The organism is Streptosporangium sp. NPDC002524 (assembly GCF_040295985.1).
In the GTDB taxonomy this organism is placed as follows: domain Bacteria; phylum Actinomycetota; class Actinomycetes; order Streptosporangiales; family Streptosporangiaceae; genus Streptosporangium.
Map to the genome: position 1 here is coordinate 322,591 of NZ_JBEOWK010000002.1, position 20,269 is coordinate 342,859.

19 protein-coding genes and 2 tRNA genes are annotated in these 20,269 nt (G+C 69.7%); 6 read left to right on the forward strand and 15 right to left on the reverse strand.

What is annotated here, in order from left to right; translation table 11 throughout:
• Positions 1-240: 240 nt before the first annotated feature.
• The 3 genes from ABT053_RS04035 to ABT053_RS04045 form a co-directional block, all read right to left on the reverse strand.
• A complete protein-coding gene (locus tag ABT053_RS04035) occupies positions 241-1,395 on the reverse strand; it encodes a glycosyltransferase (protein WP_350967350.1) in 1,155 nt (384 codons plus the stop codon).
• Between the two features lie 140 nt (positions 1,396-1,535).
• Positions 1,536-2,489 carry an anti-sigma factor RsbA family regulatory protein gene (locus ABT053_RS04040; protein WP_350967351.1) on the reverse strand — a complete coding sequence of 318 codons (954 nt, stop codon included), beginning with the start codon at positions 2,487-2,489 and terminating at the stop codon, positions 1,536-1,538.
• 268 nt (positions 2,490-2,757) lie between these two features.
• On the reverse strand, positions 2,758-4,617 hold the full coding sequence (locus tag ABT053_RS04045; protein WP_350967353.1) for a SpoIIE family protein phosphatase: 1,860 nt from the start codon (positions 4,615-4,617) through the stop codon (positions 2,758-2,760).
• 125 nt (positions 4,618-4,742) lie between these two features.
• Between ABT053_RS04045 and ABT053_RS04050 the strand changes: the two genes are divergently transcribed.
• Positions 4,743-5,462, forward strand: a complete 720-nt coding sequence (locus tag ABT053_RS04050; protein ID WP_350967354.1) for an ANTAR domain-containing response regulator — start codon at positions 4,743-4,745, stop codon at positions 5,460-5,462.
• 230 nt (positions 5,463-5,692) lie between these two features.
• Here ABT053_RS04050 and ABT053_RS04055 read toward each other — a convergent pair whose 3' ends face one another.
• Entirely contained in the window at positions 5,693-6,064 is a 372-nt protein-coding gene (locus tag ABT053_RS04055; protein WP_350967355.1) for an STAS domain-containing protein, read from the reverse strand.
• Positions 6,065-6,259: 195 nt separating this feature from the next.
• Between ABT053_RS04055 and ABT053_RS04060 the strand changes: the two genes are divergently transcribed.
• Positions 6,260-7,036 carry a SigB/SigF/SigG family RNA polymerase sigma factor gene (locus ABT053_RS04060; protein WP_350967356.1) on the forward strand — a complete coding sequence of 259 codons (777 nt, stop codon included), beginning with the start codon at positions 6,260-6,262 and terminating at the stop codon, positions 7,034-7,036.
• Positions 7,037-7,110: 74 nt separating this feature from the next.
• Positions 7,111-7,611 (forward strand): ATP-binding protein, encoded by a 501-nt coding sequence (locus tag ABT053_RS04065; protein ID WP_344746503.1) that lies wholly within the window; start codon positions 7,111-7,113, stop codon positions 7,609-7,611.
• Between the two features lie 761 nt (positions 7,612-8,372).
• Here ABT053_RS04065 and ABT053_RS04070 read toward each other — a convergent pair.
• The 4 genes from ABT053_RS04070 to ABT053_RS04085 form a co-directional block, all read right to left on the reverse strand.
• Positions 8,373-8,570 carry a hypothetical protein gene (locus ABT053_RS04070; protein ID WP_350967358.1) on the reverse strand — a complete coding sequence of 66 codons (198 nt, stop codon included), beginning with the start codon at positions 8,568-8,570 and terminating at the stop codon, positions 8,373-8,375.
• A gap of 2 nt (positions 8,571-8,572) precedes the next feature.
• Positions 8,573-9,445 (reverse strand): hypothetical protein, encoded by an 873-nt coding sequence (locus ABT053_RS04075; RefSeq protein WP_350967359.1) that lies wholly within the window; start codon positions 9,443-9,445, stop codon positions 8,573-8,575.
• A 5-nt stretch (positions 9,446-9,450) separates the two neighbouring features.
• The gene (locus ABT053_RS04080) at positions 9,451-10,161 is read right to left on the reverse strand and encodes a hypothetical protein (RefSeq protein ID WP_350967360.1); all 711 of its coding nucleotides are present in this window, start codon (positions 10,159-10,161) and stop codon (positions 9,451-9,453) included.
• Between the two features lie 340 nt (positions 10,162-10,501).
• Entirely contained in the window at positions 10,502-10,963 is a 462-nt protein-coding gene (locus tag ABT053_RS04085) for a hypothetical protein (protein WP_350967361.1), read from the reverse strand.
• A gap of 110 nt (positions 10,964-11,073) precedes the next feature.
• Here ABT053_RS04085 and ABT053_RS04090 point away from each other — a divergent pair.
• Positions 11,074-11,150, forward strand: a tRNA-Pro gene (locus tag ABT053_RS04090).
• Positions 11,151-11,233: 83 nt separating this feature from the next.
• Here ABT053_RS04090 and ABT053_RS04095 read toward each other — a convergent pair.
• Together ABT053_RS04095 and ABT053_RS04100 are read right to left on the reverse strand one after the other, a co-directional pair.
• The gene (locus tag ABT053_RS04095; protein WP_350967362.1) at positions 11,234-11,455 is read right to left on the reverse strand and encodes a tyrosine-type recombinase/integrase; all 222 of its coding nucleotides are present in this window, start codon (positions 11,453-11,455) and stop codon (positions 11,234-11,236) included.
• A gap of 388 nt (positions 11,456-11,843) precedes the next feature.
• Positions 11,844-11,920: transfer RNA gene (locus ABT053_RS04100), tRNA-Pro, on the reverse strand.
• 519 nt (positions 11,921-12,439) lie between these two features.
• Here ABT053_RS04100 and ABT053_RS04105 point away from each other — a divergent pair.
• Entirely contained in the window at positions 12,440-13,681 is a 1,242-nt protein-coding gene (locus ABT053_RS04105) for an NsdA family TPR-like regulatory protein (RefSeq protein WP_350967363.1), read from the forward strand.
• A gap of 5 nt (positions 13,682-13,686) precedes the next feature.
• Here the strand turns inward: ABT053_RS04105 and ABT053_RS04110 are convergent, their stop codons facing one another.
• Positions 13,687-14,511, reverse strand: coding sequence for a hypothetical protein (locus ABT053_RS04110; RefSeq protein ID WP_350967364.1), 825 nt, complete (start codon positions 14,509-14,511; stop codon positions 13,687-13,689).
• A gap of 963 nt (positions 14,512-15,474) precedes the next feature.
• Here ABT053_RS04110 and ABT053_RS04115 point away from each other — a divergent pair.
• Positions 15,475-15,909, forward strand: coding sequence for a DUF5980 family protein (locus ABT053_RS04115; protein WP_350967365.1), 435 nt, complete (start codon positions 15,475-15,477; stop codon positions 15,907-15,909).
• A 184-nt stretch (positions 15,910-16,093) separates the two neighbouring features.
• Here ABT053_RS04115 and infA read toward each other — a convergent pair whose 3' ends face one another.
• The 4 genes from infA to ABT053_RS04135 form a co-directional block, all read right to left on the reverse strand.
• Positions 16,094-16,318 carry a translation initiation factor IF-1 gene (gene infA / locus ABT053_RS04120; protein WP_350967366.1) on the reverse strand — a complete coding sequence of 75 codons (225 nt, stop codon included), beginning with the start codon at positions 16,316-16,318 and terminating at the stop codon, positions 16,094-16,096.
• Between the two features lie 124 nt (positions 16,319-16,442).
• Entirely contained in the window at positions 16,443-17,240 is a 798-nt protein-coding gene (locus tag ABT053_RS04125; RefSeq protein ID WP_350967367.1) for a GNAT family N-acetyltransferase, read from the reverse strand.
• Positions 17,241-17,498: 258 nt separating this feature from the next.
• Positions 17,499-19,172 (reverse strand): FAD-binding dehydrogenase, encoded by a 1,674-nt coding sequence (locus ABT053_RS04130; RefSeq protein ID WP_350967368.1) that lies wholly within the window; start codon positions 19,170-19,172, stop codon positions 17,499-17,501.
• Positions 19,173-19,515: 343 nt separating this feature from the next.
• Positions 19,516-20,250: a GntR family transcriptional regulator gene (locus ABT053_RS04135; RefSeq protein ID WP_350967369.1), complete on the reverse strand. Its 735-nt coding sequence runs from the start codon at positions 20,248-20,250 to the stop codon at positions 19,516-19,518.
• Positions 20,251-20,269: the final 19 nt, after the last annotated feature.

Here is a 20,269-nt window from a genome sequence, read left to right on the forward strand (position 1 = left end):
TCCGTAGACGTCACGCCGGCCGGTCGCGGGGCTCGCGCGAACCGGTCGCGGGCCCCCGTACCACCGGGTCTCGGGCATCGGAGGAGCCGGGCCGCGGGCGTCGCGCGCCCCGGCCGGTCGTAGACGTAGGCGTCGTCACACGCCCCGCACACACGAAGACCGGGGGCCCTTTTCCGGGCCCCCGGTCTCGGGGTGTGTTCCGCGCGGACCGCGGTGTCCGGCCGGCGCGGCCGGGTGCGTTCAGCGGGCGGAGCCGGACAGCGCGGTCTCGTAGACGTGGACGAGCTCCTGGCTGATCCGCTCCCACGAGTAGCGGGACCGGGCGCGGTCGGCGCCGGCGAAGCCGAGCGCGGTGCGGCGGGTCGGGTCGGCGAGCAGCTCGCGGGTGAGGCGGGAGGTCTGCGCCGGGCGGTCGGCGGGCACCAGCAGGCCGGTCACCCCGTCGACCACGGAGTCGAGGTGGGCGCCCACCGCGGAGGCGATGACGGGGACGCCGCAGGCCATGGCCTCCAGCGCCACGACGCCCGCCGGGGCCTCCCTGGGCAGCGAGACGACCACGTCGGCGCTGCGCATCAGCTTGGCGATCGAGGCGTGCGGGACGTGGCCGAGGACGGTGATCCGGTCGTCGACGCCGATCTCCTTGGCCAGCAGCATCATGCGGTGCGCGTCGGCGTCGTGCTCCAGGTCCACGGACGCGGGGCCACCGGCGATGATCAGCTCGGCCTCGGGGATGCCCTCCAGCGCGCGGATCGCGGTGTGAACACCCTTGTCGGCGGAGAGCGGGCCGACGTGCAGCAGGCGGGGCCGGGTGCCGCGCGCGGCGGCCGGGCCCTGGCGGCGGAACCGCTCGACGTCGACGCCGCACGGGATGACCGAGATGTTGCGGCGCGGCACGCCCAGCCGGATCAGCGAGCTCTCCTCGTCGCCGCACCCGGCGATCACCGCGCTGGCCCGGCGCCCGATGGCCCGCTGCAGCCGGACCTTCTTGGCGTCGCGGGAGTTCTCGGTGCTGAACGTCTGGGTGAACGGCACGTTCAGGCCGTTCGCCCCGGCGATGGCGGCCAGCCCGCCGGTCCAGGAGTGCGCGTGGATGACGTCCGGGCGGTCCTGCCCCCAGCGGTGCATCAGCTGGTCGCCCAGGTCGGACAGGTAGGGAAGGACGCTGTCCTCGGGAAGGTTCTGCGCGGGCCCTGCGGTCAGGTTCTCCAGCGTGACGCCCTGCGACACGCGGACCTTGGCCTTCTCCGAGTCGGAGTTCCTCCGACTGTAGATCGTGACCTTGTGCTCGCGGCCGAGCTCACGGGCCACTGCCATCAGGTGAGCGCGCTGGGCGGCGAGGTCGGACTCGTCCTGGGTGGAGGAGAGAGCCTCGGAGGAGACGAATGCAATGTTCACGGCACACCTCTGGGAGGAGATTAGGCATGGAAAGCCTGTGATTCCTTCAGGGGTGCCTGCGTCTTAGGCACACGTCTGTATGGGGTCAACCATACCCCGATCTCCGCCAAAGCCAAACCCTTGGCGCGGAGTCGAGGTTCTCAATAAGACCTGCTCTGCCGAGACTCCTCGGCCCTGGCACTCGGGACGTGCAGCTGGATCACGCATCCGCCCTGGTCGTTGTGGATGTCGAGGCGGTCGCACAGCTGCCGGGCGATCCACAGGCCGTCGCCGGGACCGGCCACGGAACCCGGGGGGAGGAACCCGGCGACCGGATCGGCGACCCGCCCGCCCCGGCGGTCGACGTGACAGGTGATCGCGCCCAGCCGCTCCCACATCCGCACCGTCACGGGCGTCCCCAGCAGGGCGGCCACCTCGTAGGCGGCGACCGAGAGCAGCTTCGCGCGGTCGTGGCTCAGCCCCATGAAGGACGCGTGGCCGGTGACGAACATCCGCAGGGCGTGCAGCGTCTCCACGCGCGCGGAGGTCGCGTCGCCCGGCGGTTCGAGGGGCGGGAAGGAGTCGCACTCTCCGATGAAGCCCGCCGGATCGGCGTACTCGGGGCAGGAGGTCATCGAGACGCCGTCCTCGGAGAGGGTGGGGTGGGTGCGCCGCGCGGCCGCCACCACCGCCGGATCCGCCGTCCGCTCGTCGTACGGGCAGATCATCCACACGTTGGTGGCGCGCAGCAGCAGGTTCAGGCCCGACTCCATGCGCTGCCAGGCTCGCGTGTCGGCGGGCGCGCGCCCGGCCCAGACCGGCTCGGCGAGGATCCGCACGTGCCCGCCGCGCGGGGCCTCGGGCCCGCGCCGCTGCCAGTAGCGGTGGAAGGCGGTGGCGCGTTCCACCGTACGGCGGCCCAGGAACGCGGTCTCCGCGTAGTCGACCAGGCGGCCGTCCCTGCCCAGGGCGTCCCCGAGGAGCTCCAGGTTGGCCGAGGTGGTCGCGACCATCACCGGGTCGCCCTTGGCCAGCCCGTCCCGGACGAACGGCAGCGCCATCGCGAGGAAGCGCCCGTCGGAGCCGTACACCGCGGCCTGGTGGATGGCGGTCATGCGGGACCGCCCCCGCGCGGGCCCGGCGCCGCGTCCCGGCCGGTCGTCCCGATCGGGGCGTGGGCGCGCAAGGCGGCCGGTCGCGCCCCCGGGCGCCCTCCGGCCCCGGCCGGACCGGTGCGGGAAGAGTGGGGAGGCTCGATCCGGCCCGAAGGGGACCGATCCCGAAGCGATCTCATTCTTCGCACCACTCCGTCGAACACGGGTACCGCCGGGTGCGGTCCCTCGTCGCTCGGTGAGACCGGTGGGTCACCCCGAGTCAACCAAGCTATACGACACGGAGGGCGAGTATCACGATCTCATCCCAAACTCTCCCGCCGGAGAAGGCGTGCCGGTCCTCCTCCACGGTCTTGACGATCTCGGCGGGGGACTGCGCCACGCAGCGCGCCAGCACGTCCGCCAGCCTGGTCTCGCCGTAGGACTCGCCCAGCTCGTTCTGCGAGGCCACCAGGCCGTCGGAGTAGAAGACCAGGGTCTGGCCCGAGGTCAGCGTGAGCTCCTCGGTGAACATCTCCGCCTCGGGCGCGATGCCCAGCGGGACGCCGCCCCCCGCGGTGAACCGCACCCCGCCGTCGGGCCGCAGCAGCGCGGCGGGGTGGTGCCCCGCGCTGGCCAGCCTGATCTTGCGCGCCTTGACGAACCCGGTCACCGCCATCACGAACATGCCGTTGTGCTGGGCGGTCAGCGCCTGGTTCAGCTTGCGCATCACCTCACCGGGGTCGGTCTCCCAGACGCTGAGCACGCGCAGGCCGTTGCGCACCATGGCGCTGACCGACGCGGCCTCCTCGCCCTTGCCCGCGGCGCCCCCGAGGGCGAACCCCCACCCCTCGCCGGAGCGGAAGACGTCGTAGAACTCGGCGCCGACCGGGCTTGAGCCCGCGTTGTAGATCGCCGCCGCCTCGAACCCCGGGATGTCCGGCAGGCTCCGGGGCACCACGCTGGTACGCAGCGCGTCGGCCGCCCGCGAGCGGGTCTGGAAGCTGCGCCGCGCGCGCAGCGCGAGCCCCAGGTGGGCGCCGATCTCCTCCATCAGCCCGAGGTCGGCCAGCGAGAACGGCTCGCGGTCGCGCAGCCGCACCAGGGTCAGCGAGCCCAGCACGCCGTTCTCGCCGCCGATCGGCACGATCAGCACCGAGGCGGCGCCCATCACCCGCAGCAGCGGCGGGCCGCCGGGGACGTCGCCGAGCAGCGCGTCGTCCTCCAGCATCTCGTGCACCACGCCCGAACCGCCGGTCAGCACGTGCGCGAGGGCCGGCGCGGTCAGCGGGTTCATCCCCTCGGCGAGGCGGACCAGCTGGGTCACCGGCTTGTCGCTCGGGCCGAGCACGCAGGCCCGTCTGGGCATGCCGTCGCGGACCACGTCGGCGATCACCCAGTCGGCCCACTCGGCGGCCAGCAGCCGGGAGGCCCTGGTGACGGTCACCGGCTGGCGCAGGCTCTCCTCGTCGAGCAGCAGGCGGGTCATCCTGGACAGCAGCTCCTGGCGGCGCGCCGCGGCCATGACCAGGGTGGCGTCCGAGCGGTCGGCCGGGCCGTGGGGCGGCCCCGCCACCTGCGCCTCCAGCGGCAGGATCATGACCGCGACCATCTCCTGCGGCTCGCCCGGCATCGTGAGCCGGGTGACGGCCAGCTGCACCGTGTGCGCGCGGCCCTGGTGGGCGAGCCGCGTCTGCAGGGTCGCGGTCTGGCCGCCCTGCTGGACCGCCGTCAGGTGCGAGCGGAACGCCGCCCGCCGGGAGACGTCGACGAACAGCGGGAACGAGCGGCCGATCAGGTATCCAGCGGGGCTGCCTAGCATCCGGGAGGTCTCGGCGCTGATCCGCCGCACCACCCCCGAGGCGTCCAGCACCACCACCGGGATGGGGAACGTACGGAAAACCTGCCGCAGTAGCTTGAGCTCCCGCTGCGACCCGCTCTCCCGCTCGCCCGACCGTTTGGGCGCCTTGCGCAGCTCGCGCACCGAGGCGTCCAGCAGCTCGCGGGCGGTGTCGAGCTCCGCGAGCGCCGCGTCGAGTGTGGACCGGGGGTCGGCGGGGTAGGCGGACTTCGCCTCGCGCAGGGAGGAGACCCTGGCGGTCAGCGCGGTCAGCGCCTGCTCCAGGGTCTGAAGGCCAATGGCGTCGGTCAATGCTCGTCCTCGTCAGGGGCCGGAATGGGCTGGTCCCGTCGTAGACGGTACGCCACCCGGTGGGCCGGATCGATGCGCGGTCGGATAGTGGTTAAGTTAGCGACACAGGTAAGGGGAGTCGCGAGATGGACATGGTCACCCCCGTCCTCGCCCGGGACCTCGCGGTCCTCGGCCGGGTCAGCGAGGAAACGTCGAGCGAGAGCGTGCTGCGCGGCCTCACCGCCACCCTCGCGGGCGGCGTGCCCGGTTGCGCGGGCGGCTCCGCCGAGCTCTGGCGCCAGGAACGGATGGTCGTCTCAGCTTCCCACAGCGAACTCATCGTGCTCCTCGACAGCGAGGAGGAAATCGGCGAGGGCCCCTCGTCCGAGGCCCGCGCCACCGGGCGCCACGTGATCCTCCAGGACGTCCTGCGGGAGGCCCGCTGGCCCTCGTACACCGCGATGGCCGTCCGCTGCGGGGTCCGCTCGGTCCTGGCGATGCCCATCGTCATCGAGCACGCCGTCCTGGTCCTCGGCATGTACGGGGTGCGCCCCGGCGTCTTCGCGGCCAGGAACGTCCCGCCGCTGGCGGAGATGCTCGCCGAGCAGGTGGGGGTGGCCCTCGCCAACATGTGGGACTACGACGAGGTCCGCACCGACGCGGCCCAGATGCAGGAGGCCCTCGCCGGCCGGGCGATCATCGACCAGGCCAAGGGCATCATCATGAAGTCCAGCGGCTGCTCGGCCGAGGCCGCCTTCGACGAGCTGCGCCGCATCTCGCAGCACCACCAGGTGAAGGTCGCGGACCTGGCCAAGCTGCTGGTCGAGGAGCACCAGCGCAACCGCGAGGCGAAGAAGGAGGACTGAGTCCTCTCTTCAGGCCTTCTCAGGCCCTCTCAAGCGCTCCGGGCCCTTCTGTGGCCGCCGCCTTCGGCGTACCGGTCCTTCGCCGGAGGGCCACCGCCCACGCCTCGACAACCGGCTCCTCGGCGAGGCCTCCCGCTCCTGACGATCGCCCCGCCGGCCGCCCTGACCGCCCCGGATCGGTGTCCGGGGCGGTCTTCGGAGGGTTCCCGGCCGGCCGGGGCGATCGGCCGCTACCCGAAGGCGGCGATCGCGTCGTCGATCGTGTCGTACAGGGGCAGCCGCTGCGCCAGACCTGTGATCCACATCACCTTGGTCTTGGCGTACTCCACGCCGATGAGGGCGAACTTGGCGCCCGCGGTGGTGCTGACCTGCCAGTGGTGGACGATGAGCCCCAGCGCGCGCGAGTCCATGAAGGTCACCCCGCTCAGGTCCAGCGCCATGTCGAGACCGTGCTCGCCGGTCTCCGCCGCCAGGTAGTCGGCGAACTGATCCCTCGTCGTCGCGTCCAGCAGACCCGTCACCCGGATCACGTTGATCCCACTGACGAGCGCCGACGTGAGAGTCAGGGCTGCCGATCTCTCGCCGTTATCCGACACCGTCACTCAGGGCCTCCTCGTGCCATTCGATTAGCAACCTTACTGTTACCTGGGGGCGAGTAATACTCCAGGATTCCGGGCAATAATGGAACCAGAGGTCCAGCAGAGGGCCTCGCCTCGAAAAATTGGTCGAGGCGATGCCGTCTGCCCGGATGTTGCTTCCGTGGTCGGCTCGCCCGACAGTAATACCAGGGAGCAGCAATGTCTGTTCAGGCACTCGCAATCACCGACATGACCGCTGAGGACCTCCTCGCCGAGATGTCCCTGCCTGAGATCTCCGAATACCGCGCCGAGCGTCTGCGTGAGCGCATCGTCGAGATGCACCGCCACCTCGCCATGGAGATCGCCCGCCGCTACCGCTACCGCGGCGAGCCGCTGGAGGACCTCCTGCAGGCCGCGTACGTGGGGCTGATGAAGGCCATCAACGGCTTCGACCCGACCCTCGGGCACCCCTTCCGCGGCTACGCCGTGGTCACCATGACCGGTGAGGTCAAGCGCCACTTCCGCGACCGCACCTGGGCCATCCGCGTCCCCCGCGTCTACCAGGAGCGCCGGGCCGAGCTGAACCGCCTGGTCTCCGACCTCAGCCAGGACCTCGGCCGCGCCCCCACGGTCGCCGAGCTGGCCGTGAAGATGAAGATCTCGGAAGAGGACGTCCTCCTCACCCTCGACGCCTCCGCCGCCTACAGCGCCCTCTCGCTGGACGCCCCGCTCGGCGCCGACGACGACGCCGCCGCGCTGGGCGACGTGATCCCCGACGAGGACGACGCGCTGGGCACCCTCGTGGACCGCGAGGCGGTCAAGCCGCTGATCGACAAGCTCCCGGACCGGGAGAAGAACATCCTCCTGCTGCGTTTCTTCGGCAACATGACCCAGGCCGAGATAGCGGCCGAATTCGGGATCTCCCAGATGCACGTCTCCCGTATCCTGCGGAAGGTGCTTGACCAGCTCCGTGAGGAACTTGTCGCCGAATGCTGAATACACCGCTCGTTACAGGGCACCCAAGTCGGCGACAACGGACGTGGCGTAAGGTGCGTTTGAATGGATCCCGGATGCTGAGGACAACGGCGGACTGGGACAGGGGAGGCGGATCTCGGGTGAACGAGGACGGTGTTCGTCCCGCCCGCTTCACGGCGAGTGGCGGCCGTTCCCCGATGATCCCGGCCGGAGCCGCTGTCGCCGAACTCGCCTTCTGTCTCCCCGACCTCCCCGACGTGCGCGACTTCGCCTCCGCCCAGGCGGTGCGGAGCGGCATGTCCCAGGAGGGCCTCGCCGACTTCCTGGTGGCGCTGAACGAGGTGGCCACCAACGCGGTCACCCACGGTCACACCACCGCCAAGGCCGTGCTGCGGATGTGGACGGTCGGCCGGACCCTCGTCGTGGAGATCCACGACGAGGGCCGGTGGGACCCGGGCCCCAACCCGGGGGAGACGCCCCCCGGGCCGCACGCGACCAGCGGCATGGGCCTGTGGGTGGCCCGGATGGTCAGCTCCGACATCAAATTCGAGACCGGGGCCTCGGGAACGTTCATCACCATGTCGTTCAAGGTCTGATTTCTCTCCGGGTTCCGCCCGGAGGCCCCGTACAGGGATCGCGGGCGGCGCTACGTGGCCACGTACGCCGCCCCCCGACCTTCCCCCTCTTCCCTTCCCACTGCTCCACCTTCGCCGGCGCGAGGCGCGTACCACCGCCTTCGACGCCGGTTTTGTCATGCCGGGGACTCCCGCCGGAGACGCCGGGGCGGCACCGTGGAGGTCCCCGCGTGCCCTTCGACCGCTTGCCCCGGGACTCCTTGGCGGGGCGGCTCCTTGGCTCGGCCCACCCGGTTTCCTGGCCCTTGATCCGTCTGGTCGCGGCCGGTGGCCTGCCCGGCTCTCCGACCCAGCTCGTACGGTCCAGGCCTCCGCGGGGCGGGCTTGTGCCGCTGTGGAGGGCTGATCATGCGATGTCCATGAGTACAGGGCTTCGTGGATGTCTCAGGAGAGGCGGATACCGCGGTGTGCGTACCACCTCCACGACGGGCGGACCTGGCAGGTGTGCGTGCCTTCGGTCAGGCGGTTCGTGCGGGTGGATACGTCCTCGTATGGGGGTTGAGTGCCGATTCCTCCGGAGGGCTCCGGGGGTCCTCCAGGGGCTCATGGGCGGTCCCAGGGGGCTCCTTATAGGCAGGTCTTTCAGAGGCTCATGAGCGGTCTTTCAGGGGCTCAGGGCGGGGCGGGCGAACGGGAAGGGGCCCGTCCGTGTGGACGGGCCCCTTCCCGTTTCAACAGGTTCCCGAGGACGGGCTCCCCTGTGGGGGCCGCCTCAGGAAGGTCTAGCGCCTACGGCGCCAGCCGCCCCCGCCACCGGTGGTGGTCCGCGGGCCGGCCGAGCCGATCCCGGCCTGGTGCAGTGCGAGGAGCAGGAGTCCGAGAAGCAGGAAACCGGTTCCGGTGAGCGGGCCGAGCCTGGTGTTGATCAGGTCGAGCAGGAATCCGAGGCCGAAGACGACGGCGGCGGCGATTGCGAGCATGGTTACCTCGTTCCAGCGGAGATGTTCAGGAGCTGTTCCAGAGTCGCCCGGTAGTCGCGCAGGGCGGTCCGGAGGTCTTCGGTGTCGTTCTTCTCGGTGTCCTTCCAGCGCCCCTGGAGCTCGGTGGCCCGGGTCTCCAGCGCGTTCCGCAGGGAGCTCGTGACCTCGTCGAGCAGGGAGTCGGCCCGCTCGACCGCGTCACGCGGGTCGTCCACGAAACCGGCCTGGACCTCCTGCCAGCGCCGCCGTACGTCGTCGGCGTCCTGGTCGAACAGGGCTCCGGCGGTGGCGGGCGCGGTGGCGGCGGGCGTCTGGTCGGTCTGCGCGGGCGTGAAGCCCGTACCCTCGTCCGTCACGTCGTCCGGCCGGTCCGCGGTGTTCTCGGGGAAACCGGGGGTCACCGGGGAGTCCGTGCCGGTCGCCGGGGCGTCGTGCGCGGCGGTGCCGGTCACCGGCGTGGCCGGGGTGACCGGGGTCGCGGCGGAGGTCTGGGCGTGGGCGAACGGGCTGTCGTTCCGGTAGTCCCTGTCGTTCCTGCCGTCGTCGTCGAGATCACCCGGCACGTCGTTCCTGCCGTCGTCGAACGAGGTGCCCGTGCCGGCGGTGGTGGTACGCCGGTCGTCGTCCGGTTCGACGACGAGGACGTCGTCGCGGTCGCCGATCAGCGGGTCGCGCGTACCGGTGTCCGGGTCGAGGGGCGAGGTGTCCGTGCGGTCGGTGTCACCGTGGCGCGGCTCCTGGAACTCGGGAGCCACGTCCTGGTCGTGCTTCGGCGCGTTCAGGTCGTCCTCGTCGAACTTGCGTACCGTCCGGGAGTCGTCCTCGTCCGCCTTGTGGACCAGTCGGTCCTTGTCCGGGTTGAATCGGTCGTTCATGTCGGTCACCGTCCTTGGGTGTCGCGTCGGGAGGCTCGCTCGGCGTCGTCGTCGGCGGTCTCGGGCTCGGTGGAATCCGCCCGGGGGACGTCCCGGTCGGCGGGAGCCGTGGCACCCGTCCGTCCGGGGTCCCCGTCGACGGTCTCGACCCGCCGGGAGGCCCGGCTGTCGTCGGCCGAGCTGCCGGGAGCCTCCAGCAGTTCCTCGAACAGGGCGCGGTAGTGAACCATGGCCTGCCGGAGTTCCTCGGTGGAGGCCTCCTTGTGGGCGGCCCGGGTGCTGATCTCGTGAGCCTGCCGATAGTGGTCGAGGGTGCGGCCGTGCGCGACCGACAGGTCGGAGAGCCGCTGCTCGAAGTCCTCGGTCGGGTAGCCCCGCTCCGCCATCACCGAGGTGACCAGGTGGTCGGCCTCCGTCACCGCGAAGCCGGGAGCGTCCACGAAACGCTCCTGGACCTCCATCCACTTCTTCGTGTAGATCTCGCGCGTCCCGGCGTCCAGGGCGCGGATGTCGAGGGAGCTGAAGCGCTGCTCGCGAGCGATGAGCTCCTGCTCGGCATCGCGCCTGTTGTCACGCTCCTGCACGGTACGTTCGTATTCGGGGCCGAAGCGGTCGCGAAGTCGGTGTCGGCGCTGCTGCTGCAGCACGAAATAGCCGACCGCGACGATCGCCGCCACCGCGACCACGACGACGGCCACCCAGATCACGGTGGACATGTCTGCCTCCGGTTGTGTAGGCGCTTGTACCCGTGCGCTGCCCTGGGGTCAAGGCTCGAAACCGGTTGCCGACATCTCTGGCGTGCCATTATTCGATCTGGATTTAACGTTTTACCGGGACTTGTCGGGTACTGACTATCCCTTTACCAAGCCCCCGATCGCGGCCCTTGAGCCCGCACTCGTCCCTCGGGCCCGTACTCGTTCCACCGGGCCCGCACCCGCGCCTGTTCCCCGCACCCGCTTCTCGTCGCTCACCCTTCCGCGCTCATTCCTAGGCATGATCCTCTTCCTAGGCATGATCCTCGGCGGCGTCGTAGACCTCACGGATCCACGCTCGTGCTCACCCTTCCGCGTGATCCCCGGCGGAGTCGGATACCTCGGCGGCGTCGACGGCCTTCCGGGCCTCGTTCAGCATCCTCTCGGCCAGCCAGTCCCCGGGAGAGGCGGGAACCTCCAGGAACCCCCTGCCGGGCTCGTACGAGATGTCCATGCCGGAGGCGACCAGCCGTCCGGCCCAGCGCAGCGCCGTGTTCAGCTTCTCGGCGGGGATCGCCCGCCCCTGCGCCACGGACGAGAGGTTCCGCAGGTTCGTCGCGGGCCCGGACTGGTTGTGCGCGCGGTCCAGCTTCCACGGGATGGCCCGCGAGTGATCGAGCATCGGCTTCGAGAGCCCGGCCGCCCGTTTCGCCTGCAAGATCCCGGACTCGCTCACCCCGAACCGCGCGGCCAGCTCCGCGTTCGACAACCCCTGCCCGGCCAGTCGCCGCAGCTCCTCCTGGTCGATCAACGCCTTACGCCCCACGTGCCCTCGCCCTTCGCGCGATCGCCTGCCCTCGCGGGCGTCGCCGTGTGCGAAGCCCCCTCGATCTGCGCTAAGGTTATGACGTCCCGCCCGAGAGGGCGCAGGACAACCGGGACGTAGCGCAGCTTGGTAGCGCACTTGACTGGGGGTCAAGGGGTCGCAGGTTCAAATCCTGTCGTCCCGACCAGGTTCTAGCTGGTCGGCAGGGGTTTCGGAGTCTCTCCGGAGCCCCTTTCTCGATCTTCGGGAGCCAAACGGGGAGCCACTGGGTCACGCGGACCGGCTCTGCCTCTTCAGGATCTTGTCCATGGCCTGGGCGCCCTTGGTGAGCGCGGGCCTGATCTCATGACGGTAGATCGTCTCGGTCACGTGCGTGCTGACGTGGCCCACGAGATCGCTGATGTCCTCCACCGGCACGTCGTGTGCGCTCAGGATGGACACGAAACTGTGGCGGAGTTCGCGAGGCGTCCAGTCCTCGCCGAGCCCTGCCAAAACGTCTACTCCAACGTCCCAGGGGCAAGGGGCCAATTTAGGGAGTCAACGCCTTCAAACCGGTTCCGACGGCTTCCGACCTCCACGGAAGTTTTCCCAGGTAGAAGGCTCTCTGTCCAACGCCTTCAGATTGTTCCAAACCCCCGACTTGTGGCTGAGGGCAAAGGTTGCAGGTTCAAACTCCGGCATAACCCTGGAGGACATCGCGCGACTCGTCGGCCACAGCGGGACGCCGTGACGGAGGCGGTCTACCGGAAGCAGATCCGTCCGGTTCTGCTCGGCGGGGCGGAGGCGATGGGCCGGATCTTCACGTGACGGGAGTCGTAGTCACTCAGAACGAAGAAAGGGCGCCCCCTTTTGGGAGACACCCGCCCGACCAGCTAAAACCTGGTCGGGACGACAGGATTTGAACCTGCGACCCCTTGACCCCCAGTCAAGTGCGCTACCAAGCTGCGCTACGTCCCGGTTGTCCTACGCCCTTGCGGGCGGGACGTCATGACCTTAGCGCAGATCGAGGGGGCTTCGCAGGCAGTCCAATGTCCTTCACGATCTTCCGGAACGCCCGCTGCACGTGATGGAAGTTCAGGGGGAGTGCCGACGGAAGAACTGGTCAGGTACGGCATCGCATCTTTGGGAAGGTGCGATGCCGTACCGGCTTTTAGGGGCGACGCCGGTGTCCTCGCAAGGAGACCGTCGGGGTTGGATCACCAGCAGGGCGTCACTGTGGACGGTGATCGCCAGTGAGTCGGCCGCCGTGAACTCGTAGTACGAAGCGATGGAGTAGACGGACGGTTTCTCACAGTGGTGGTTCCTCAGTAGCGGTTCGAGGTTGGTGACGTCCGCCCGCAGCAGGCCCGCCCGCGTCTGCGGGTTCCGCCTTTTCGCGGTCCTCCCATGACATCGCCCATACACGTGCTCGCACAGGAGGCTGTAGGGGAGACTGGGGGGACGGCAGGTCTCCCATGTCTCCCCCAGGGCGCGGTGATGGACGAGATTCCGGGTTGGGCGCTGAGGTTGCGCGCCGAGCGACGCGAGCGGCTGTGGTCGCAACGGCAGATGGCACGAGCACTCACCGAGGCGGCCGATGAGAGCACTCGCGCTCACCTGCCGACCCGCGAGTCCCTGATCCGCATGATCAAGGACTGGGAGAAGGGCAGGCACCAGCCCAAAGACCCCTACCGGATGCTGTACTGCCGGGTGTTCGATCTCCCCGAGGCCGAGCTGTTCGACCTGACGAACCAGACGGCCCGCAAGTCACCGGCCCAGGTGCTCGCCGCGATCATGCCCGAAGGCGATCCCCTGTCTCGCCTTCCCGCCGGGGCAGGGCGAAGGGTCGGGATGGGCACCGTGCAGGATCTGGCGGCACGGGTTCACAGTCTGCGGCTCGCCGATGACGTCATCGCCGGAAGCGACCTGATCCGGCCCGCCTTCCGCGAGCTTGACGCGGCGGTACGGCTCTACCGGTGCGGCACTCACACCGAGGAGGCAGGCCGGGCGCTGCTGGTCAACATCGGCGAACTGGCACAGATCGTCGGATGGATCGCCAGCGACGCTGGCCAGCACGACCAGGCCGCCCAGACCTACCAACTGGGTATCAGCGCCGCCTGCGAAGCCGGAGACGGCTCCCTGGAGGCCAACCTTCTCGGCTCCCTGGCCTACCAGATCGCCAACGTCGGCGACGCGCAGGAAAGCGTGGCACTGACGCGTGCCGCACTGGACGCGGCCGGACGGCACGCCTCACCGCGTATCCGCGCGTTGACCTGGGATCGCCTCGCCTGGGCGCACGCTCGCGCCGGAGAGGCCCAGCCCGCCATCAGAGCACTGGGCGAGGCGAGCGCCGCCCTGGCGAGCACGGCCGGAGCCGACGAACCGTCGTACCTGTACTGGGTCAGCTCCGACGAGCTCCAGATCATGGAAGCCCGCGCCTACACCGAGCTGCGCCGCCCGCTGCGCGCCGTCCCTCTGCTCACCGAGGTTCTGACACGCTACGACGCCACCCATGTTCGAGAACTCGCGCTGTACCTGTCGTGGCTCTCCGTCGCCCTCGCCGACGCCAACGAGCCCGAGGAGGCGGCGCACACGGCGGCGCGGATGCTGGACATGTCCGCCGACCTCAGCAGCGACCGCACCACCCAGCGCGCCCGCGTGGTCCTGGCACGGCTCAAGCCCTACGCCGACGTTCCCGAGGTACGAGAGCTACTGACCCGCTACCCCATGAGTGCCTGAGTGGGCTAGGTGTTCTCGCCGAGTCTGGCTCGGGCCGAGGCCACCACATCGGGGTGGGGATCCTCAGCGAGAACTCGTAAGACAGTCTCCGGCGTCGTGGGCCATATGGCCAGACGCCACCGCACCTCGACCGACCGGTCATGAGCTAGGCGTTGTAATTCGTCGCGAGGGAGCTTTTCCGACATTAGTGCGGCTTTGCGCACGGTTGCGAACTTGTCGGTTGAGAGAAGACGGTGCTGGTTCGTCGTGGTGATCGGATTCTCAGTCGCACCGGCACGAACCTTGGGGTCGGCGTCGGCTATCAGGGCAGCGAGGATGTCCGGGGCGTCGGTGTGAGCCGCCAGGCGCGCTCGGACGTTGGGAGAGGGGTCTACGGCGAGTACCGAGTTCGTCTCCTCGTCCAGTCCGTCTTGCTCGGCGAGCAGCCCGCGTAGAACCTCATCCGCAGACCGGCAGATGGTGCGGCGGGCCTCGACGTTGGCGGCCGGATGCTCCGGCACGGACCATCGAACCGACCAGTGAGGGTCTTCGACCAGGGTGATCAGAGCACCGGATGGGCAGGAGGGATTCTTGGCCAGACTCTGGCGGGTCTTCAGATCCGGGTCCTGAGCGAGTGCACGCAAGACTTTGCCCGGCGCGTCGGTCCGAGCCGCCAGGGCACGCCTGACCGTGCGGGAGGGGTCTGTCGCCATGGCTTCGAGGGTCTCGGGGGGCGTGGCGGGATCGCTTGCCACGGCCAGTCGGATCTGGACCTTCTTGTGATGGGCGCGTACGTCCAGATCGGCCTTACTCGTGCCGCCATCCGTTCCCGAAGCGCCTGGTTTCTGCATCCGTCAGCCCTTCCTCCGTCATGTGAGTGGCATGATCGCAGCCAGCGCTGGCAATGGGAGCTTGGACACCAATCGGCGAGGGAACGCCTGACGGCATCGATGAGGACGCTTGTTGGCAGCCATTGTTTCTGGGTGACTAACTGGGTGACAACCACCATGGACAGGGCTGGATGCCGACGGGCAGCCAGAGACGATAACTGCAGGTCAGAGCCAATACCAACCTTGGTTGGGGAACCGCTCGGGTTGCCTGGGGTTAAGGGAGCGCAGGTTCAAATCCTGTCGTCCCGGCCAGGTTTTAGCTGGTCGGCAGGGGGCTACCCGAAAGGGAGGCGCCCTTTCTTTGTTCTGGGTGACTATGGCTCCCGTCGCGTGAAGATTCGGTTCGTCGTCTTCGTTCGGCTGAGCAGGCCACGGCGGGGCTGCTTTCGGTAGACCGCCTTTGTCACGGCGGTTTCGCGGTGGTCCACGAGGCGCGCCATGTCCTCCAGGCAGGGCTTGGCGCGGTGGTTCTCGCGTACGGGGCGGCGCACGGTGATTCAGGGGAGCGGCGGTGCCGGGGTTGCCGTCGAGATTCGTCTCCGGCCGGACGGGCGTCTGTGATTCCTCGGTCCGGGCACCGATGAGGAGGGAGGGCGCGACATCCACGATCCCGGACAGTCCCAAGGCAAGTCCGATCTCGAACCGGCTGGCCGCATGCTCTTCCTGCTGTGTCAGCAGGGCACGACTTGGGACAAGCCGTCGACCAGAGGTTCGGCGAACGGCGTGTGCCGTGCTCACGCCCCGGGCTCCCTTCAGTGTCGATCAGCTGGGATCTGACGGCTGCTGCCTTTGCTGCTTTGACGAGGACGTGCTCCCGGAGAATGAAAGTTTCGAAGTTAAGCAGAAACTTGCCATAGATACTTTAATTGTTAACAATTGACGATGTAAGTAAGTGTCCGGAGCACAAGCACCAAGGAGGCAGCCGTGAAGACGATCCACCGTGCCGCCAGGCTGGCACTCGGCGCGACGACCGGGCTGGCGCTAGCGCTGTCCGGCACGACACCGGCCTCGGCGGCGACGTGGGAGCTGCGCGACCTCCAGCAGCGGATATGTGTCACGGCGAGCGGTGGACACCCCAGCACGTACTTCGTGGCCGTGGTCGTCGGAAGCTGGTCGACGACCGTCCAGATCGGACTGCGGAACCTGCCTCCGGGTTCGACCAGCGCGGGCGGCACACCGATCGCACCCGGATCCAACTACCCCAACCCCGGCAACGGGGCGACAACGGTAAACGGCTTCGTTCAGGCATCGATCGCGCCGCTCCCGGTCGGGGTGTACACCCCGCTGCTGACGGCCTCGGACGGTACGGAGACCCAGTCCGTCCCCGTCACCGTCAACGTGAAGGAGAGCTGCTACTAGCCTCGCCTTTCGCATGTGCCGCTTGGTCATGAATCAGCCGAGCGATCACCGGCACGGTGTCGCCGCTGGGCCGAGCCCGCGGGGACCGGAATCGGGTCGAGTCGTCGGTTCCGATTCCCGCGTCGGGCATGTCTCCGGTCCGGATCGGAGGCTTCCTTTCATGTTTCGGGCGTCCTGCCCGCCGCTACGTCCTGTATCGGAAGAGGATCCGGCCGCGGGTGAGGTCGTACGGGCTGAGTTCCACGAGCACGCGGTCGTACGGCACGATCTTGATGTAGTTCTTCCGTATTTTCCCGCTGATGTGCGCCAGCACCTTGTGCCCGTTCTGGAGCTCTACCTTGAAGGTGGCGTTGCGCAGGCACTCGATGACGGTGCCCTCGACTTCGATGCCGTCTGATGTTCTTGTCACGTTCTCGTCCTTCTCCGGCCGGTGACCGGGGGGTCGTGTGGGGAAACGAACTCCGCGGCTCAGTTCGGCCTGTGCCGCGCGTGCTTCGGGACCCGTCCCCTCGCGGGGGGACGGGGTGGGGCGTCTAGCGGAGCACCAGCTCCAGGTTGCTGCTCGCACGCCGGGCGCCGACGCCCTCGAACAGCGCCGTGGCCGCCTGGTTGGATTCGGTCACCTCGGCCGATGCCGTTTCGATCCCGTCGTGGTGCAGCGAGCCCAGCGCGTGGGCGAGCAGCGCCCGGGCGATGCCGCGGCGATGCCGGTCGGACCGGACCGCGATCAGGCCGATCCGTGGCCGCCGGGTCACCCGCACCACCCGGACCAGTCCCACGTACTCGCCGGACTGTGCCGCCACCGCGTACTTCGACGGGTCCCGCAGGGTGGCGCCGTCCAGGTGGGGCAGCAGCTCAGCCGGCATCTCCTGCCATCCGACGCCGGCCTCGACCTCGTCGCGGATCACGCGGTCCAGCGTGCGCAGAGGGCCCTCCTCCGCCTCGCCGGCGGCCACTGTCGTCACGTCCGGCGGCGGTGGCGCCGAGCCGAGTCCCGTGATCCGCGGATCGGTGGGCACCAGGTACTCCCACTCGCGGCGCCGGGTCGTGAAGCCGGCTCGCTCCCAGTAAGACGTCACGTCGGGGTCGGCCTCGTCTACCACCGTGTACAGCGGCCTCGGCAGGTCCGCCAGCATGGCGTCGGCGAGCCGGTCGAAGACCGCGCCGTGCCACGCGTCGACACTGAGGAAGATCCGCCCGTCGGGCCTGCGTGAGGTGTCGCCGCGGCCGACCACCCGGTCGTCCTCCACGGCGTGCCATCGGCTCTCCGCGACCCGCGCGATCACTACGGCATGCTCGTCCGCGTTCGAGGTGAAATGCACAGAATTCATAGGTCGTTGCCTTTCGGGATTGCCCTGTCGAGGCGCTCCCGGCGACACCTACGTCAATCGCCCGACCGTGACGACGAGGGGGAGCACCCATGTCGATGCAGCGTTCATGGGTCTCACCTCCTCGCGTGATGTCACGGTCCGCAGAACGTTATCGGCCTGAATATCGTCCCGTCCAACCATTTTCCCGCCGATACAGTGATCTTCTGGAACCTCCGGCGCACCTGCCACCGCTCGGGCGTTCCGGGTGTTCCGGCCGTTCTACGCGACCGCCTGGGCGGCGGCGCGGCCGGCCTGGAGGCCGGAGAAGAGGCAGCCGCCCAGGAAGGTGCCTTCCAGGGCGTTGTAGCCGTGGACGCCGCCGCCTCCGAAACCGGCCGCCTCCCCGGCCGCGTACAGGCCGCTGATCGGGGTGCCGTCCGCGCCGAGGACGCGGGAGTTAAGGTCGGTCTGGATGCCGCCGAGGCTCTTGCGCGTCAGGATGTGGAGCTTGACCCCGATCAGCGGGCCGGCCTGCGGGTCCAGGATGCGGTGCGGGGTCGCGGTACGGCTGAGCCGGTCCCCGAGGAAGCGCCGTGAGTTGTGGATGCCCTGCACCTGGGCGTCCTTGCCGTAGGGGTTGCCGATCTGCAGGTCCCGGGCCACGATCTGGCGGCGCAGCTCCCCGGCGTCGAGCAGCGGTTCGTCGGTGAGGCCGTTCATCTTCGCCACGAGCTCGTCCAGCGTGGTGGCGACGACGAAGTCCGCGCCGCGCCGTTTGAAGGCGTCCACCGGAGCGGGCGCGCCCTTGCCGAAGATCCGGTTCCGCAGCACGGCCCTCCGGTCCCCGCTGGTGATGTCGGGGTTCTGCTCCGAGCCCGACAGCGCGAACTCCTTCTCGAGGATCCTCTGCGTGAGGACGAACCACGAGTGGTCGTACCCGGCGATGTCGGGGGTGGTGCGCAGGTACTTGAGGGTGCCGAGGGTGTCGTAGCCGGGCAGGTACGGGGCCGGGAGGCGGCGGCCCAGCGCGTCGAACCACATCGACGACGGTCCGGGCAGGATCCGGATCGCGTGGCCGGGCCAGACGGGGTCCCAGTTGCGCACGCCCTCGGTGTAGTGCCACATCCGGTCCTCGTTCACGATCCGGGCCCCCGCCGCGGCGCTGATGGCCAGCATCCGCCCGTCCACGTGGGCCGGCACGCCCGTGATCATGTGCCGCGGGGCGGTGCCCAGACGCGCGGGCCAGTGGCGGCGTACCAGGTCGTGGTCGGCGCCGATCCCGCCGCTGGTGACGATGACCGCCTGCGCCGTCAGCTCGAAGGAGCCGGTCACCTCGCGGCTGGAGGCCACCCCCCGCGGTGAGGAGTCGTCCTTCAGGACGCTTCCGCGCACCCCGGTGACCGCGCCGTCCTGGAGGACGAGCTCGTCGACCCGGTGACGGTGGTGGAACGTCAGCAGTCCCGCGCCGGCCGCCTGCTCGGCGGCGCGCATGAACGGGCCCACCACGCCCGTTCCCGTGCCCCAGGCGACGTGGAAGCGGGGCACGGAGTTGCCGTGACCGTCGGCGCGCAGGCCGCCGCGCTCCGCCCAGCCCACGACCGGGGTCAGCTTGATGCCGTGGGCCTCCGTCCAGGACCGCTTCTCACCCGCGGCGAACTCGACGTACGCGCGGGCCCAGCGCGCCGCCCAGACGTCCTCGTCCCCCAGGCGGTCGAACCCGGCACTCGCCTGCCAGTCGCTCCAGGCCAGCTCGAAGGAGTCGCGCACCCTCAGGCGGCGCTGCTCGGGGGTGTTCACCAGGAACAGCCCGCCGAACGACCAGTACGCCTGCCCTCCCAGGTTGGCGGCGTTCTCCTGGTCCACCAGCGCCACCTTCCGGCCCCGGCGCGTCAGCTGTTGCGCCGCGACCAGCCCGGACAGGCCCGCGCCCACGATGATGACGTCCGCGTCCATGGCGGTACTCCCTTGTTCGAGCACCCCGTCGGTCCTGTCAGGGGGCGTGTCGATGGTAAGGCGATCGCCTGATCACCACGTAACCGGCCTGATCGCTACGTGGCGGCGGACCTGTGCCCAGCCCGGGCGGCGATCGCCCGCCCCGGGTCCAGGGTGGTGCCCCAGCCGTGGAGGCCGCGGAGGCCGTGGAGGCCGCGGAGGCCGGGGATCACGGCGATCCGGTACGAGGGCGCCGTCGTCGGTTTTTCGCGCGCTGTCGGTTCTTCTCGCGTCGTCGGTTCCTCCCGCGCTGTCGGTTCCTCCGGTGTCGTCGGATCTTCTCGCGCTGTCGGTTCCTCCCGTTTCATCGGTCCCTCTCGCCGGGTCGGGCTCTCAGGGCCGCCAGCCCGCCCTGGGCGTCCTCGATGACCAGTCGTTCCGCGGTCGCGGAGTCGCCCTGCCGGAGGGCGCGCACCAGGGCGCGGTGACCGGCGTAGCGGTCCAGCCCGAAGCGGTCGTCCTCGGCGATCTTCTCCAGGCGCAGGGAGCGGCGCTCGGGCTGGGAGAAGACCTGGGACTGTTCGAGGAGCCGGATCAGCATCGGGTTGGCCGCGCACGCGTTCACCGCCTCGTTGAACTCCTGCATCCGGTCGAGCAGCGCGGCGACGTGCCGGTCGACGTTCTCGCCGTTGCGGTGCCGGGTGACGCTGACGATCAGCAGGTCGTCGGCGGCGTCGAGGATCGCGTCGAGGGCGTCCAGCTGTTCGGGGGTGGCGTTGCGGGCCGCGAACCGGGCGACCAGGCCCCGCAGGCCTATCTCGACCTCGGCGAGGTCGTCGATGGCGCGCCCGGCGATGTCGGCCACGACGACCGTCCGGGGCCCCGTGCGCTGGATGAGCCCGTCGTGTTCGAGCCGGAGCAGTGCCTCGCGCACCGGGGTCGGGCTCACCATGAGCCGCTCGGCCAGGCCTCGCTCGGTCACCTTCTGGCCGGGGCGCAGCGTGCCCGCCCCGATCGCCTCCCGGAGGGTCCGGTAGGCGAGATCGGCCCGGGTCCCGCCGCGCGCGTGCGGCTGGTCCGCCGTCGACTTGACCGTCATGGGCTCACGATAACAGCCG